Genomic DNA, 15,310 nt, shown 5'->3' on the forward strand with positions numbered 1-15,310 from the left:
GTTACAGACTTTTCTGAAAGGGCCGGAGAAGTGTAACGCCGCGGGGAGCGGCCGCGGGAGGCTTGGCCTACCGCACAGGGTTGCCCCCGTTTTCTGAAGGCAAGGAACTGACATTATGGCAAGCCCCAAAGAAACCATCCAGCGCCGCGCGCAGCGCGTGCGCCGCCAGCTGAAGAAGGTCGCCGGCGAGCGTCCGCGGCTTTCGGTGCACCGCACCTCGAAGAACATCTACGTCCAGGTGATCGACGACGCCAACGGCCACACGCTGGCCGCAGCCTCGACGCTCGAGAAGGACCTCAAGGGTTCGCTCAAGACCGGCGCCGACACCGCTGCCGCTGCCGCGGTCGGCAAGCTGATCGCCGAGCGCGCCACGAAGGCCGGCGTCAAGGAAGTCGTCTTCGACCGCGGCCCGTACATCTATCATGGCCGCGTCAAGGCGCTGGCCGAGGCTGCCCGCGAGGGTGGTCTGAGCTTCTAATGCATGATCCCGAACCGGGAGGTCCGCGCAGCGAAAAGTTGCAGACTTTTCGGACAAGATCATGCAAAGGAGAAATTCGCCGCTGGCGACCCGCATGAGGCGTCGGCAAACAGCAACCCGTGCTTCCGGAAAAGAACAAGGAACAGGATATGGCACAGGAACGTAGAGAAGGCGGCCGCGGCCGCGAGCGTGAAGAGCGCGACGACGGCATGGTGGACAAGCTTGTCCACATCAACCGCGTCGCCAAGGTGGTGAAGGGTGGCCGTCGTTTCGGCTTCGCCGCTCTCGTCGTCGTCGGCGACCAGAAGGGTCGCGTCGGCTTCGGCCACGGCAAGGCGCGCGAAGTGCCGGAAGCGATCCGCAAGGCGACTGAATCGGCCAAGCGCGACATGATCTTCGTGCCGCTGCGTTCGGGCCGCACGCTGCATCACGACGTCGAGGGCCGTTGGGGCGCCGGACGCGTTCTGCTGCGCGCCGCCAAGCAGGGTACCGGCATCATCGCCGGCGGTCCGATGCGCGCCGTCTTCGAGACGCTCGGCATGCATGACGTGGTCGCCAAGTCGATGGGTTCGTCGAACCCCTACAACATGGTTCGCGCCACCTTCGACGCGCTGAAGAGCCAGATGCATCCGAAGGATGTGGCTGCCGCACGCGGCATCAAGTACTCGACCCTTCAGGCCCGCCGCGGCACCGCCGTTGCGGCTGAAGAATAGTCGACGCTGACCAGGGATTTCGACCATGGCCAAGAAAGCTACCAAGACCATCACCGTCGAGCAGATCGGCTCCCCGATCCGCCGGCCGAAGGAGCAGCGCGCGACGCTGGTCGGCCTCGGCCTGAACAAGATGCACAAGCGGCGCACGCTGGAAGACACCCCTTCCGTGCGCGGCATGATCGCCGCCGTCCAGCACCTCGTCCGCGTCGTGGACGAGGCCTGAACGGAAGCGCAGGAGAAGAATGATGAAACTCAACGATCTGCGTGACAAGGACGGCGCCACGCACTCCAGGAAGCGCCTCGGTCGCGGCATCGGCTCCGGCTCGGGCAAGACCGCCGGTCGCGGCGTCAAGGGTCAGAAGGCCCGCTCGGGCGTTGCCATCAACGGCTTCGAGGGTGGCCAGATGCCGCTCTACCGGCGTCTGCCCAAGCGCGGCTTCAACAACCTGTTCGGCAAGAGCTTCGCGGTTGTGTCGCTGGCCAAGATCCAGGCGGCGATCGACGCCAAGAAGCTCGACGCCAAGGCGGCCGTGACGGCCGAGGCCCTGGTTGCCGCCGGCGTCATCCGCCGCGTCAAGGACGGCGTGCGCGTGCTGTCCGACGGCGAGCTCAAGGCCAAGCTCTCCTTCGACGTGGCCGGTGCCTCCAAGGCCGCGATCGAGAAGATCGAGAAGGCCGGCGGTTCGGTGAAGCTGCCGGAAGCGGCCGCCGCCGAGTAACGGCGATTTGAAGCGCGGCCGACCGGGATGACTTCGCATTTTCCGTCGAACCGCGCTTTGACCAGATGAATTGGGCGGCCGCGTCAACGCGGCCGCTTGCATGTTTACGGTCCGGAGCTTATCTCGTGGGCTTCGGTGACACGCGCTGCCTGAGCTGCGGGCATCGAGCGTGACATGGAAATTAATGAAGTAGAGCGTGATGTCGTCCGAAGACCGCTTCACACTTTTCGGCATCATGCTCTAGCGGAGAATCAGGCATGGCCTCGGCTGCTGAACAACTAGCCTCCAATCTGAATTTCGCGGCCTTCGCCAAGGCCGAGGATCTCAAGAAGCGCATCTGGTTCACCATCGGCGCGCTGCTCGTCTACCGCCTCGGCACCTACATCCCGCTTCCCGGCATCAACCCCGACGCTTTCGCCCAGGCCTTCTCCTCGCAGAGCAAGGGCGTGCTCGGCATGTTCAACATGTTCGCCGGCGGCGCCGTGCAGCGCATGGCGATCTTCGCGCTGGGCATCATGCCTTACATCTCCGCCTCCATCATCATGCAGCTGATGACCTCGGTCATCCCGTCGCTGGAAACGCTGAAGAAGGAAGGCGAGCAGGGCCGCAAGATCATCAACCAGTACACGCGCTACGGCACCGTGCTCCTGGCGCTGATCCAGGCCTACGGCATTTCGATCGGTCTCGAGGGCGGCAACGGCATCGTCAACGATCCCGGCATGTTCTTCCGCATCTCGACGGTCGTCACGCTGGTCGGCGGCACCATGTTCCTGATGTGGCTCGGTGAGCAGATCACCGCGCGCGGCATTGGCAACGGCATTTCGCTGATCATCTTCTCCGGCATCGTCGCCGGCCTGCCGCGGGCGATCTCCGGCACGCTGGAACTTGGCCGTACCGGCGCGTTGTCGACGGGCCTCATCCTCGCGATCATCGTGCTGGCCATCGTCGTCATTGCGCTGATCGTTTTCTTCGAGCGCGCGCAGCGCCGCCTGCTCATCCAGTATCCGAAGCGCCAGGTCGGCAATCGCATGTTCCAGGGCGATACCTCGCACCTGCCGCTGAAGCTCAACACCTCGGGCGTCATCCCGCCGATCTTCGCGTCCTCGCTGCTGCTTCTGCCGGCGACGGTCGCGGGCTTCTCGCAGGCGACGAACCTGCCGGCCTGGGCAAGCACGATCCTGGCCTCGCTCGGCCATGGCCAGCCGCTCTACATGATCTTCTATGCGGGCATGATCGTCTTCTTCGCCTTCTTCTACACGGCGATCGTCTTCAACCCGAAGGACACGGCCGACCAGCTCAAGAAGCACTCCGGCTTCATTCCGGGCTATCGTCCGGGCGAGCGCACCGCCGAATATATCGACTATGTTCTGACGCGTATCACCGTCATCGGCGCCATCTACCTGGTGCTGGTCTGTTTGCTGCCGGAGTTTCTGATTTCGGCGACTGGCGTACCTTTCTACCTCGGTGGCACATCGCTTCTGATCGTGGTCAGTGTCACGCTCGACACGGTGGCGCAGATTCAGGGTCACCTGATCGCGCACCAGTATGAGGGCCTGATCAAGAAGTCGAAGTTGCGCGGGGGGAAGAGGAGCAGATGAGGCTGATTTTGCTTGGGCCGCCAGGAGCGGGCAAGGGGACGCAAGCACAAAGACTGGTAGAACAACACGGCATACCGCAGCTCTCGACGGGTGACATGTTGCGTGCCGCAGTCCAGGCCGGAACCGAGGTCGGCAAGCGTGCCAAGGCGGTGATGGATGCCGGTGAGCTGGTCTCCGATGCGATCGTCAACGCCATCGTCGCCGAGCGAATCGATCAGCCGGACTGCGCCAAGGGTTTCATCCTCGACGGTTATCCGCGCACGCTGGTTCAGGCCGACGCGGTCGAGGCCATGCTCGCCGAGCGCGGCATTGCGCTCGACACCGTCGTCGAGCTCGTCGTCGACGACAAGGCGCTGGTTGGGCGAATCGTCAAACGCGCCGAGGATGCCAAGGCCGCCGGCCAGCCGGTGCGCAAGGACGATAACCCGGCGGTGTTCGAAGAACGCCTGCGCGAATACTACAAGAAGACGGCGCCGCTGATCGGCTACTACTACGCCAAAGGCAAGCTCAAGACCGTCGACGGCATGGCCGGCATCGATGCGGTCACCGCCGAGATCGGCAAGGTGCTCGCGGCCGCGGTGAAGTAGGCCGGGCCGGCAATTGAAGATTGCGCTTGACTGGAGTGGGCCCTTGGGGTATGGCGGCCCGTCTTCCTATCAGGCATGGACTTTGCTTGCCCTTGCGGGCAAGGCATCCGCTTTGAACCAGGAAACTCCCGCAAGGGCCGGCCTCCACCGGACGCGGGGCAACTTCGACAGCGCCGGACATGCCCGGCCCACATGGAAAAAGAGAAGAAAATGGCTCGTATAGCCGGCGTCAACATTCCGACCAACAAGCGCGTCGTCATCGCGCTTCAGTACATTCACGGCATCGGCAAGAAGTTTGCCCAGGAGATCGTCGACAAGGTCGGCATCCCGGCGGACCGCCGCGTCAACCAGCTGACCGACGCGGAAGTGCTGCAGATCCGCGAGACGATCGACCGCGACTACCAGGTCGAAGGCGACCTGCGCCGCGAAGTCTCGATGAACATCAAGCGGCTCATGGACCTCGGCTGCTACCGCGGCCTGCGTCATCGCCGCTCGCTGCCGGTTCGCGGCCAGCGCACGCACACCAATGCGCGCACCCGCAAGGGCCCGGCTAAGGCGATCGCCGGCAAGAAGAAGTAATTGAGCGAATAGCGAGTAGCCATTAGCGAGTAGGGCCCCTATTCGCTAATCCCTACTCACTACTCGCTTTCCCAGGTGGAGCCGCTGGCATTACGGCGGTGTAGAGATCAACTGAAAGGACTACCATGGCCAAGGAAGCCGCTCGTGTTCGCCGTCGCGAACGCAAGAACATCTCGTCGGGCGTTGCCCACGTCAATTCGACCTTCAACAACACCATGATCACCATCACCGACGCGCAGGGCAATTCGATTGCCTGGTCGTCGGCTGGAGCCCAGGGCTTCAAGGGTTCGCGCAAGTCGACCCCGTTCGCTGCCCAGATGGCTGCCGAGGACGTCGCCAAGAAGGCACAGGAACACGGCATGCGCATGCTCGAGGTCGAGGTCTGTGGACCCGGCTCCGGCCGTGAATCGGCGCTCCGCGCGCTGCAGGCCGCGGGCTTCACCATCACCTCGATCCGCGACGTGACGCCGATCCCGCACAATGGCTGCCGTCCGCGCAAGAAGCGCCGCGTCTGATTTTTAAGCGCCGCGCGAACGCCATGGCGTTCCTCCGCGGTTTTCCGTGTCGCCCGCCACGATTGGATGGTGGCGGGGCAAAGGAAGGAAGATATTTATGATCCAGAAAAACTGGCAGGAACTGATCAAGCCGAACAAGATCGAGTTCTCGTCGAAGAAGAAGACGCTGACCACGCTGGTGGCCGAGCCGCTCGAGCGCGGCTTCGGCTTGACGCTCGGCAACGCGCTGCGGCGCGTGCTTCTGTCTTCGCTGCGCGGCGCTGCTGTCACCGCCGTGCAGATCGACGGCGTGCTGCATGAATTCTCGTCCATCGCCGGTGTGCGCGAGGACGTGACCGACATCGTGCTCAACATCAAGGAAATCGCCATCCGCATGGAAGGCGATGGTCCCAAGCGCATGGTCGTTCGCAAGCAGGGCCCGGGTGCGGTGCTCGCAGGCGACATCCAGACCGTGGGCGACGTCGAGATCCTCAACCCCGACCACGTCATCTGCACGCTGGACGAGGGCGCCGAGATCCGCATGGAGTTCACCGTCGACACCGGCAAGGGCTATGTGCCGGCCGAGCGCAACCGCGCCGAGGACGCGCCGATCGGCCTGATCCCGGTCGACAGCCTCTACTCGCCGGTCAAGAAGGTCTCCTACAAGGTCGAGAACACCCGCGAGGGCCAGGTGCTCGACTACGACAAGCTGACCATGAGCATCGAGACCAACGGCTCGATCTCGGGCGAGGATGCGGTCGCTTTCGCCGCCCGCATCCTGCAGGACCAGCTTGCGCTGTTCGTCAACTTCGACGAGCCGCAGAAGGAAGTTGCCGCCGAAGCCGTCACAGAGCTCGCCTTCAACCCGGCGCTGCTCAAGAAGGTCGACGAGCTCGAGCTTTCGGTGCGTTCGGCAAACTGCCTGAAGAACGACAACATCGTCTATATCGGCGACCTGATCCAGAAGACCGAAGCCGAGATGCTGCGCACCCCGAACTTCGGCCGCAAGTCGCTGAACGAGATCAAGGAAGTGCTGGCGGCCATGGGCCTGCACCTCGGCATGGAAGTGCCGGACTGGCCGCCGGAAAACATCGAAGACCTCGCCAAGCGTTACGAAGACCAATATTGAGCATGAATTCCAAGGATCGGCGGCGAGAGCCGCTCGATCCGACGGTCATGCGGAAAACCATCAGAGGCCGTGGCCTCTCGAACAACTGAAGAAGGAAAAGAGCCATGCGCCACGGTTTCAAAGGCCGTCGTTTCGCCCGCAGCATCAGCCACCGCAAGTCGATGTTCGCCAACCTCGCCGTGTCTCTGATCGAGCACGAGCAGATCGTCACCACCCTGCCGAAGGCAAAGGACCTGCGTCCGATCGTCGAGAAGCTGGTGACGCTCGGCAAGCGCGGCGATCTGCACGCCCGCCGCCAGGTGATCGCGCAGATCGGTAATGAAGGCGTCGTCAAGCGCCTGTTCGAGACCCTCGCTCCGCGCTACGCCACCCGCAACGGCGGCTACCTGCGCATCATGAAGGCGGGCTTCCGCAAAGGCGACAACGCCGCCATGGCGGTCATCGAATTCGTCGATCGCGACACCTCGGCCAAGGGCGCCGGCGACCGCGCCCGTCTCGAGGCTGAAGGCGCCAATGAGGAAGCCGCTGCCGCCTGAGGCCAGCGTTTTCATCAATGACTTCAAGGGGCCTACGGGCCCCTTTTGCATTTGGAAGAGGTTTGAGCCGGGCGCGTGGAATTTCACTTCCAGCTTCACGCTTTTGCGCGACAAGTGTCGCAATTATGTGCATTAGCCTTTCATTCTGCACAATCGTCGAGACAATGGCGCCCGATCTGGAGGGATTCGAAAATGCAGCTCAAACGACTGTTTCTTGTTGCCGCCCTGGCCGTCTTCGCCGCGGCACCGGCCACAAGACAGGCTTTTGCCGAGGACGCCGCCAAGCCGGCCGATCCGGGTCTTTCCGACGTGCTGACCGATCTCTTGCATGGCGTCGAAGGCGAGAACGGCACGTCCAGCCCGGACAAGCGCGTGCCGTTCGGCCGCGAGCAAGTGCAGCTCTCATTCGCGCCGCTGGTCAAGCAGACGGCCCCGGCCGTCGTCAATGTCTATGCCTCGCAGACCGCCAAGGTGACCTCGCCCTTCGAGGGCGATCCCTTCTTCGAGGAATTCTTCGGCCGCGCCCAGCCGCGCGCGCAGTCCTCGCTGGGCTCCGGCGTGCTGGTCGATCCGAGCGGTGTGATCGTCACCAACTTCCACGTCATCAAGGACGCCGACGAGGTGAAGGTTGCAACCGCGGACGGACGCGAGTTCACCTCCAAGGTCATGCTCAAGGACGAGACGCTCGATCTCGCCGTGCTCAAGATCTCGGCCGACAAGCCGTTCCCGGTGATCGCCATCGGCGATTCCGACGCGCTTGAGGTCGGCGACCTGGTGCTCGCCATCGGCAACCCGTTCGGCGTCGGCCAGACCACCACCAGCGGCATCGTCTCGGCGCTTGCCCGCAGCCATATCGGCGTCTCGGATTCGGGCTATTTCATCCAGACCGATGCCGCCATCAATCCCGGCAACTCGGGCGGCGCCCTTATCAACATGGGCGGCCAACTGGTCGGCATCAACACGGCGATCTACAGCCGCAGCGGTGGCTCGATCGGCATCGGCTTCGCCATTCCCTCGAACATGGTCCGCGCCTTCGCCGACGCCGCCAAGGCCGGCCTCGATTTCTTCGAGCGTCCCTATATCGGCGCCGAATTCGAGATGGTGACGCCGCAGATCGCCGAATCGCTCGGCATGGAGAAGCCGACCGGCGCCCTGGTGTCGTCGGTTGACGCCACGGGGCCGGCGGGCAAGGCGGGGCTCAAGGCGGGCGATGTCATCCTATCGCTCAACAACACGCCGGTCGAAAGCATCGAGGCCCTCGACTACCGCATGGCGACGCTGTCGATCGGTACCAAGGCGACCTTCGCCGTGCTGAGCAAGGGGCAGCAGGCGACGTTGGAAATCCCACTGGAGCGCGCGCCGGAAGGCGCCAAGCCCAGTGAAGTGACCTTGCGTGGCCGCAGTCCCTTTTCCGGCGCCAAGGTCGCGGAACTGTCGCCCAGGCTTGCCCAGAGGCTTGGCCTGCGCACCGATCTCAAGGGCGTCACCGTCATCGATATCAGCCGCGATTCGCCGGCTGCCGATTTCGGCTTCCAGCCCGGCGATATCGTGCGCGAGGTGAACGGCACCACCATCGACACCGCGGCGACGCTGGCACAGGTTGCCCAGCAGGACACGCGCTGGTGGCGCTTTACCGTCGAGCGTGGCGGGCAGATACTGCGTCAGGTATTGCGTTATTGAGGCGATCCAAGGGATCGTCCTCTAGCCTTGAAGACATGAATGGCCGATCTGTTCAGTTCCGATGAACCGGAGAAAGCGCCACCTGGACGGCCGCTTGCCGACCGATTGCGCCCCAAAAACCTCGGCGAGGTCGTCGGCCAGGAGCATCTGACTGGCCCCGACGGCGCGCTGACCAGGCTGATCGATTCCGGTTCGCTCGGCTCGATGATCTTCTGGGGTCCGCCCGGCACTGGCAAGACGACCGTGGCGCGGCTGCTGGCCGGTGAGACCAATCTTGCCTTCGAGCAGATCTCGGCCGTGTTTTCCGGCGTCGCGGACCTCAAGAAAGTCTTCGAGGCGGCGAAGCTGAGGCGCTCCAACGGCCGCCAGACGCTGCTCTTCGTCGACGAGATCCATCGCTTCAACCGCGCCCAGCAGGACGGTTTCCTCCCGGTGATGGAAGACGGCACGGTGGTGCTGGTGGGCGCCACGACGGAGAACCCGTCCTTCGAGCTGAACGCAGCGCTTCTGTCGCGCGCGCGTGTGCTGGTGTTCCGTTCGCTGGGCGAGGAAAGCATCGCCAAGCTTCTGGCGCGGGCGGAAGAAACCGAGGGCAGGGCGCTGCCGCTCGATGACGAAGCGCGTGCCATGCTCATCCGCATGGCTGACGGCGACGGCCGCGCCTCGCTAACGCTGGCCGAGGAAGTCTGGCGCGCCGCCAAGAAAGGCGAAGTGTTCGGCCCGGAGGGCCTGCAGCGCGTCATCCAGCGCCGCGCCCCGATCTACGACAAGGGCCAGGACGGCCATTACAATCTGATCTCGGCGCTGCATAAATCGGTGCGCGGCTCCGATCCGGATGCCGCGCTCTACTATCTTGCCCGCATGTTCGATGCCGGCGAGGACCCGCTCTACCTCGGCCGCCGGCTCGTGCGCATGGCGGTGGAGGATATCGGGCTCGCCGATCCGCAAGCGCTTGTAGTCGCCAATGCAGCCAAGGACGCCTATGACTATCTGGGTTCTCCCGAAGGCGAGCTCGCCTTCGCCCAGGCCGCCGTCTATCTGGCCACCGCGCCGAAATCCAACGCCGTCTACAACGCCTTCAAGGCCGCGACCGCGGCCGCCAAGGAGTTCGGCTCGCTGCTGCCGCCCAAGCACATCCTCAACGCGCCCACCAAGCTGATGAAGCAGGAGGATTACGGCGCCGGCTATCGCTACGACCATGACGAGCCGGACGCGTTTTCGGGCCAGGACTATTTTCCGGAAAAGATGGGTCGGCGCACTTTCTACGATCCGCCGGAACGCGGTTTCGAGCGCGACATCCGCAAGCGGCTGGAATACTGGGCAAAGCTGCGCAGCGAACGGAACAGCTGAGTTGTGCAGCCCAATGGTCGGCCGCCGTGGCGGACCACGTGCGGCGGCATTGTGCCGGGAAACAAAAAATCTTATCAAGACGCACGGCTGGCGGGGGTCGCCGTGATTTTGTCTCATGGAACAGGATCGCGCTCCCGCGCGAATGACAATGAAAAAGAAAACCGTCAAGTCGCTCCGCAAGGCCGCCATCGCGGTCGTGGTTCTCGCGCTCGCCTTCTACTTCATCCCGATCCTGGCGACGATCTGGGTCGTCTGCGGCCTGATCGATGTCATGCGCAACGACCAGAAGAACCTGAATCTGTTCGAGCGCTACTTCCTCGGCAATGGCCTGTTCACCTGGCTGTTGTCGCCATTCAACCTGATCGTCGACCTTCTCTGCTACCGCAACCCCGGTGTCTGGAAGCCCGAGCAGTTCCCCGAGGACTATCAGCGCGAGATCAACGAGGTGCTGGGCGTCTTCAAGGCCCGCAAGGACGAGATCATCGCAGACATCGACGCCAATTTCGGCGCCGGCCGGCGCGGCATGTATGTCTACCAGTGGTACGGCAAGCACAAGATCGACAACGTTCCCGAATTCAACAAGGACTACAAATACATCAAGACGATCGCGGTATCCGTTTTCAGCAAGCGCGAATCCACGTCCTGGCATTTCGGTCCGCTGCGGCTCAGCCTGCGCATCCTCTACAATCTGATTCCGGTGCAGGCGGAAATCTTCGTTCAGTGCGGCAGCAAGAAGAACTACTGGTACGACAACCCGCTGTTCATCTTCGACGACACGCTGTTCCACCGCTCGGTCAACGAATATGACGGCCGCCGCTACTGCGTCTTCGTCGACATCATCCGCCCGTCTCCGTTCCCGAAGCTGATCGCGGGGCTTCTCGCCATCGTATCGGTCAGTGTGGAGCGCATCAATTCCGTCTTCTACAAGAACTGGAAGATGATCGGCTCGTCCAAGCCGAAGGCGGCCGCCAACTGACTTGGCGCCTCGCCCTGGTTCGGCCGGCACATCGGCCGAACCGCCAATCTGCTCTTGAACCAACGTCGTATGGCGCCAACGAGCGACGATCTTTAGAAAGTCCAGGCCAGTAATAGGAAATGCCGGGCGGTTTCGACCGGGATTGCGCCAAATCAAATACCTGTTGCGGCCAGCGGTTCTATAAAAGGGCCGGGCAGCTGTGGCGTCGGAAATGTTCTGGCGAATATGACGACGGAGCAGAGGGAGGTTCTGCTCGCCGGGAGGATAGCGTTGGGCGGACTGCAAGCAGCCGGTCATGCGGATTTTATCGAGGCATCGATCGCTAAGAGCGATGCGGCCCATTCGGCGCTGATCGCCTCCTGGCGACGATCACTCCAGCTACACGGTCTCGACCCGGCCGAACGGAAGGCACCCAGGCGATTGACTGAAGGCGAACTGCGGCTTGCGAGGCAGCGCACCGAACAACTCGTCCGCGCCGCCGAAGGGAGCCTCAATCGACTGTACCTCGCCGTCGGCGGTGTCGGCTGCTGCGTGATGATGGCAGACCGCGACGGCATCCCGCTCGAGCGCAGGGGGGCGGTTGCCGACGATGAAACATTCGATGAATGGGGTCTATGGACCGGCACGGTCTGGAGCGAGGAGAGCGAGGGCACCAATGGGATCGGCACCTGCATTGCCGACCAACGGGCACTGACCATCCACCGCGACCAGCACTTCTTTTCGCGCAACACGCTGCTCAGCTGCACCACGGCGCCGGTCTACGACCACGAAGGCAATCTGGCGGCCGCGCTCGACGTGTCGTCCTGCCGCTCGGACCTTACCGAAGGCTTCGTCCAGCTCATCGCCATTGCGGTCGGCGATGCCGCCCGCCGGATCGAGGCGGAGAATTTCCGGCTGGCGTTCGCGAATGCCCGCATCCTGCTTGCGCCGCTTGGCGAGCGCAGCACGGGCGCGCTGATCGCTGTCGACTCGGATGATCTGGTGATCGGTGCCACGCGCTCCGCGCGCCTGGCGCTCGGCATAACGCGCGAAACGCTGGCCAAGGGATTGCTGGCTGCCGATGTCCTTGGCGATCCTGCGAAGGGTGCCGAAGACCTCGACGACGCGGAGCGCAGCGTGCTGCAGCGGGCACTGGCGCGCGCCGGCGGCAATGTCTCGGCGGCGGCCCAAAACCTCGGCATTTCGCGCGCGACACTGCATCGCAAGCTCGCACGTTTCGCCATCCGGCGCCCGCATTGATTTCCCGGACCTGACCTTTCATTTAAGTGAAATGACCTGTCGCAGTTCTGCGACACTTGGCGGCCATGATCGCCCCACCATGGGCTGACAAACCGAAGACTATCCGCGACCCTTTCCTCCTGACGCGCCGCATCCCGCGGCGTGCTTCTTTGGGAGGAAGTGATGAACAAGGTGGAATTTTCGCGTACGGCCAAGGTTCCTTTCGCCAAGCGCTACGACAACTTTATCGGCGGCAAGTGGATGGCGCCGCACGCCGGCAGATATTTCGAAAACATCTCGCCGGTCACCGGTCGCCCGCTGGGCGAGATCGCCCGCTCGGATGCAACGGACGTCGAGGCGGCGCTCGATGCTGCGCACAAGGCCAAGGATGCCTGGGGCAAGACCAGTCCAGCGGCCCGCGCGCTGATCCTCAACCGCATCGCCGACCGGATGGAGGACAACCTCGACCTGCTGGCGCTCGCCGAGACCTGGGACAACGGCAAGCCGATCCGCGAGACGACCGCGGCGGACCTTCCCTTAGCCATCGACCATTTCCGCTATTTCGCCGGTGTGCTGCGCAGCCAGGAGGGCTCGATCTCCGAGATCGACCACGACACCGTCGCCTACCACTTCCACGAGCCGCTCGGCGTCGTCGGCCAGATCATCCCGTGGAACTTCCCGCTGCTGATGGCGGTGTGGAAGCTGGCGCCGGCGCTTGCCGCCGGCAACTGCGTGGTGCTGAAACCCGCCGAGCAGACACCGGCGACGATCATGCTGTGGGCCGACCTGATCGGCGACCTTCTGCCCGAAGGCGTGCTCAACATCGTCAACGGCTTCGGCCTGGAGGCCGGCAAGCCGCTCGCTTCGTCGAACCGCATCGCCAAGATCGCCTTCACCGGGGAGACCACGACGGGCCGGCTGATCTCGCAATATGCCAGCCAGAACCTCATTCCGGTGACGCTCGAACTTGGCGGCAAGTCGCCCAACATCTTCTTCCAGGACGTGACGGCGGAAGACGACGATTTCTTCGATAAGGCGATCGAGGGCTTCGTCATGTTCGCGCTCAACCAGGGCGAGGTCTGCACATGCCCGAGCCGCGCGCTGGTGCATGAGAAGATCTACGACAAGTTCATCGAGCGCGCGCTGAAGCGCGTCGAGGCGATCGTCCAGGGCGATCCGCTCGATCCCGCCACCATGATCGGCGCGCAGGCATCGAGCGAGCAGCTGGAAAAGATCCTGTCCTACTTCGACATCGGCCGCCAGGAAGGCGCCGAAGTGCTGACAGGCGGCGAGCAAGCCCATCTGCCTGGCGATCTTGCCGGTGGCTACTACGTCAAGCCGACCGTGTTCAAGGGCAACAACAAGATGCGCATCTTCCAGGAGGAGATCTTTGGCCCCGTCGTGTCCGTGACGACCTTCAAGGACGATGACGAGGCGCTGTCGATCGCCAACGACACGCTCTACGGACTGGGCGCCGGCATCTGGAGCCGCGACGCGAACCGCTGCTACCGCTTCGGCCGCGCCATCCAGGCCGGACGCGTGTGGACCAACTGCTATCATGCCTATCCGGCGCATGCCGCCTTCGGTGGCTACAAGCAGTCCGGCATCGGCCGCGAGACGCACAAGATGATGCTCGACCACTACCAGCAGACCAAGAACATGCTGGTCAGCTACAGCCCCAAGAAGCTCGGCTTCTTCTGATCCTCCCAGGGCGAAGGGAGGGCGCGGCTCACCCGCGCTCTCCCGTCATTCGGAGGAGGATTCTATGGACAACGCTTCGTTGGGCAAAGTGTCGGCCACGCCGGAGGCCGAGGCGCTGTTGGCCGAGATCATCGCCGATCACGGCCCGGTTCTGTTCCACCAGTCCGGCGGTTGCTGCGATGGCTCGTCGCCAATGTGCTATCCACGCGCAGAGTTCATGATCGGCGACAATGATGTGCGGCTCGGCGAGATCGGCGACACGCCGGTCTATATCAGCGCCTCGCAATTCGAGGCGTGGAAGCACACCGACCTGATCATCGATGTGGTGAAGGGCAGGGGCGGCATGTTCTCGCTCGACAACGGCCGCGAGAAACGGTTCCTGACGCGCTCGACGATCTGCGCCGTGCCGCCGCCATCTTCCGGCAACTGAGCGAGTAGCGCGACGATTGGGGTAATCGTCAGGCTTTCTTGGGTCTTTGGCTCGCAACACGCTCGCCTTAGTGCTATGGCGCCGCTTTCAAACGGAAAAGCGTATCCATGGCAGGTGTTGAACAGATCACGGTTGAGGCCGGCGAGGCGGGCATGCGGCTCGACCGCTGGTTCAAGGTCCATTATCCGGGCCTCGGCTTCGGCCACCTGCAGAAACTGCTTCGGTCCGGCCAGATCCGCGTCGATGGCGGCCGGGTGAAGGCCGACACGCGCGTCGAACCCGGCCAGTCCGTCCGCGTTCCGCCGCTCGACGTCGACAAGAAGGGCGATGCACCTCTCACCGGCCACTCGATCCGCAACCAGGGCGATGCCGACGTGCTCGCCAAGATGCTGTTGCACGAGGACCCGAAAGTCTTCGTCTTCAACAAGCCGGCCGGCCTGGCCGTGCAGGGCGGCTCCGGCGTCACCCGCAATGTCGACGACATGCTGGAGGCCTGGCGCAACCAGAAGGGCGAGAAACCGCGGCTTGTCCACCGTCTCGACCGCGACACGTCCGGGGTGCTGGTCGTTGCCCGCACCCGTCTTGCCGCGATGAAGCTTTCGGAAGCGTTCCGGGCGCGCGAGACCAAGAAGACCTATTGGGCGCTGGTCAAGGGCGTGCCGCCCAAGCGCGAGGACAAGATCTCGACCTGGCTGATCAAGGAGCCGACGGAGGATGGCGACCGCGTACGCGTGGCCGCGCATGGCGAGAAGGGCGCCGACCACGCCGTCTCCTACTATCGTGTCATCGAGCAGGCAGCGCAGACGATGACCTGGCTGGAGATGGAGCCCTATACCGGCCGCACCCACCAGTTGCGCGTTCACGCCGCCTACATAGGTTGCCCGATCATCGGCGACCCCAAATATTTCGAGGCCGATACCAACTGGGATTTTCCGGGTGGCATTCAAAACCGCCTGCACCTGCACGCGCGCCGCATTATCATCCCGCACCCGGACCAGGGCGTCATCGACGTCACGGCGCCGCTGTCGCCGCATATGCGGCAGAGCTGGAACCTGATCGGCTTCGACGACGCCAGCGCGGAGGACTGACTTGGCTATCGCCTCGGCACTGGACCGTCGCGAT

At 63.6% G+C, this 15,310-nt stretch carries 17 protein-coding genes; all 17 read left to right on the forward strand.

The annotated features are described in order from the left end of the window. Nucleotides 1–115 precede the first annotated feature (115 nt). The 17 genes from rplR (at nt 116) to RFM52_RS24320 (ending at nt 15,276) form a co-directional block, all read left to right on the forward strand. Nucleotides 116–478: a 50S ribosomal protein L18 gene (rplR, locus tag RFM52_RS24240; RefSeq protein ID WP_027170356.1), complete on the forward strand. Its 363-nt coding sequence runs from the start codon at nt 116–118 to the stop codon at nt 476–478. Nucleotides 479–627: 149 nt separating this feature from the next. Further along, the gene (gene rpsE / locus RFM52_RS24245) at nt 628–1,191 is read left to right on the forward strand and encodes a 30S ribosomal protein S5 (protein WP_032933400.1); all 564 of its coding nucleotides are present in this window, start codon (nt 628–630) and stop codon (nt 1,189–1,191) included. Nucleotides 1,192–1,216: 25 nt separating this feature from the next. After that, the gene (gene rpmD, locus RFM52_RS24250; protein ID WP_027170355.1) at nt 1,217–1,414 is read left to right on the forward strand and encodes a 50S ribosomal protein L30; all 198 of its coding nucleotides are present in this window, start codon (nt 1,217–1,219) and stop codon (nt 1,412–1,414) included. A gap of 22 nt (nt 1,415–1,436) precedes the next feature. Continuing rightward, nucleotides 1,437–1,910: a 50S ribosomal protein L15 gene (gene rplO, locus RFM52_RS24255; protein ID WP_320297973.1), complete on the forward strand. Its 474-nt coding sequence runs from the start codon at nt 1,437–1,439 to the stop codon at nt 1,908–1,910. A 257-nt stretch (nt 1,911–2,167) separates the two neighbouring features. Then, nucleotides 2,168–3,508, forward strand: a complete 1,341-nt coding sequence (secY, locus tag RFM52_RS24260) for a preprotein translocase subunit SecY (RefSeq protein ID WP_320297972.1) — start codon at nt 2,168–2,170, stop codon at nt 3,506–3,508. Then, nucleotides 3,505–4,095, forward strand: a complete 591-nt coding sequence (locus RFM52_RS24265; RefSeq protein ID WP_320297971.1) for an adenylate kinase — start codon at nt 3,505–3,507, stop codon at nt 4,093–4,095. Before secY ends, RFM52_RS24265 begins: the two co-directional genes overlap by 4 nt. Nucleotides 4,096–4,305: 210 nt before the next feature. Beyond that, nucleotides 4,306–4,674 (forward strand): 30S ribosomal protein S13, encoded by a 369-nt coding sequence (gene rpsM, locus RFM52_RS24270; RefSeq protein WP_027170351.1) that lies wholly within the window; start codon nt 4,306–4,308, stop codon nt 4,672–4,674. 125 nt (nt 4,675–4,799) lie between these two features. Beyond that, nucleotides 4,800–5,189 (forward strand): 30S ribosomal protein S11, encoded by a 390-nt coding sequence (gene rpsK, locus RFM52_RS24275; RefSeq protein WP_006205444.1) that lies wholly within the window; start codon nt 4,800–4,802, stop codon nt 5,187–5,189. A gap of 97 nt (nt 5,190–5,286) precedes the next feature. Next, on the forward strand, nt 5,287–6,297 hold the full coding sequence (locus RFM52_RS24280; RefSeq protein WP_320297970.1) for a DNA-directed RNA polymerase subunit alpha: 1,011 nt from the start codon (nt 5,287–5,289) through the stop codon (nt 6,295–6,297). A gap of 104 nt (nt 6,298–6,401) precedes the next feature. Beyond that, nucleotides 6,402–6,833, forward strand: a complete 432-nt coding sequence (rplQ, locus tag RFM52_RS24285; RefSeq protein WP_217570559.1) for a 50S ribosomal protein L17 — start codon at nt 6,402–6,404, stop codon at nt 6,831–6,833. A gap of 192 nt (nt 6,834–7,025) precedes the next feature. Further along, nucleotides 7,026–8,513 carry a DegQ family serine endoprotease gene (locus RFM52_RS24290; protein ID WP_320297969.1) on the forward strand — a complete coding sequence of 496 codons (1,488 nt, stop codon included), beginning with the start codon at nt 7,026–7,028 and terminating at the stop codon, nt 8,511–8,513. Nucleotides 8,514–8,552: 39 nt separating this feature from the next. Next, the gene (locus RFM52_RS24295; protein WP_320297968.1) at nt 8,553–9,863 is read left to right on the forward strand and encodes a replication-associated recombination protein A; all 1,311 of its coding nucleotides are present in this window, start codon (nt 8,553–8,555) and stop codon (nt 9,861–9,863) included. Between the two features lie 148 nt (nt 9,864–10,011). Next, nucleotides 10,012–10,839, forward strand: a complete 828-nt coding sequence (locus RFM52_RS24300; RefSeq protein ID WP_320297967.1) for an aspartyl/asparaginyl beta-hydroxylase domain-containing protein — start codon at nt 10,012–10,014, stop codon at nt 10,837–10,839. Between the two features lie 270 nt (nt 10,840–11,109). After that, nucleotides 11,110–12,078 (forward strand): helix-turn-helix domain-containing protein, encoded by a 969-nt coding sequence (locus RFM52_RS24305; RefSeq protein ID WP_320297966.1) that lies wholly within the window; start codon nt 11,110–11,112, stop codon nt 12,076–12,078. A gap of 162 nt (nt 12,079–12,240) precedes the next feature. Next, nucleotides 12,241–13,758: an aldehyde dehydrogenase gene (gene adh / locus RFM52_RS24310; RefSeq protein ID WP_320297965.1), complete on the forward strand. Its 1,518-nt coding sequence runs from the start codon at nt 12,241–12,243 to the stop codon at nt 13,756–13,758. 64 nt (nt 13,759–13,822) lie between these two features. Continuing rightward, complete coding sequence (locus RFM52_RS24315) at nt 13,823–14,188, forward strand: DUF779 domain-containing protein (protein WP_320297964.1); 366 nt, start codon at nt 13,823–13,825, stop codon at nt 14,186–14,188. A 107-nt stretch (nt 14,189–14,295) separates the two neighbouring features. Next, nucleotides 14,296–15,276: an RluA family pseudouridine synthase gene (locus RFM52_RS24320; protein WP_320297963.1), complete on the forward strand. Its 981-nt coding sequence runs from the start codon at nt 14,296–14,298 to the stop codon at nt 15,274–15,276. The last annotated feature ends 34 nt before the right edge of the window (nt 15,277–15,310 follow it).

Source organism: Mesorhizobium humile (genome assembly GCF_033977215.1).
GTDB lineage: Bacteria > Pseudomonadota > Alphaproteobacteria > Rhizobiales > Rhizobiaceae > Mesorhizobium > Mesorhizobium humile.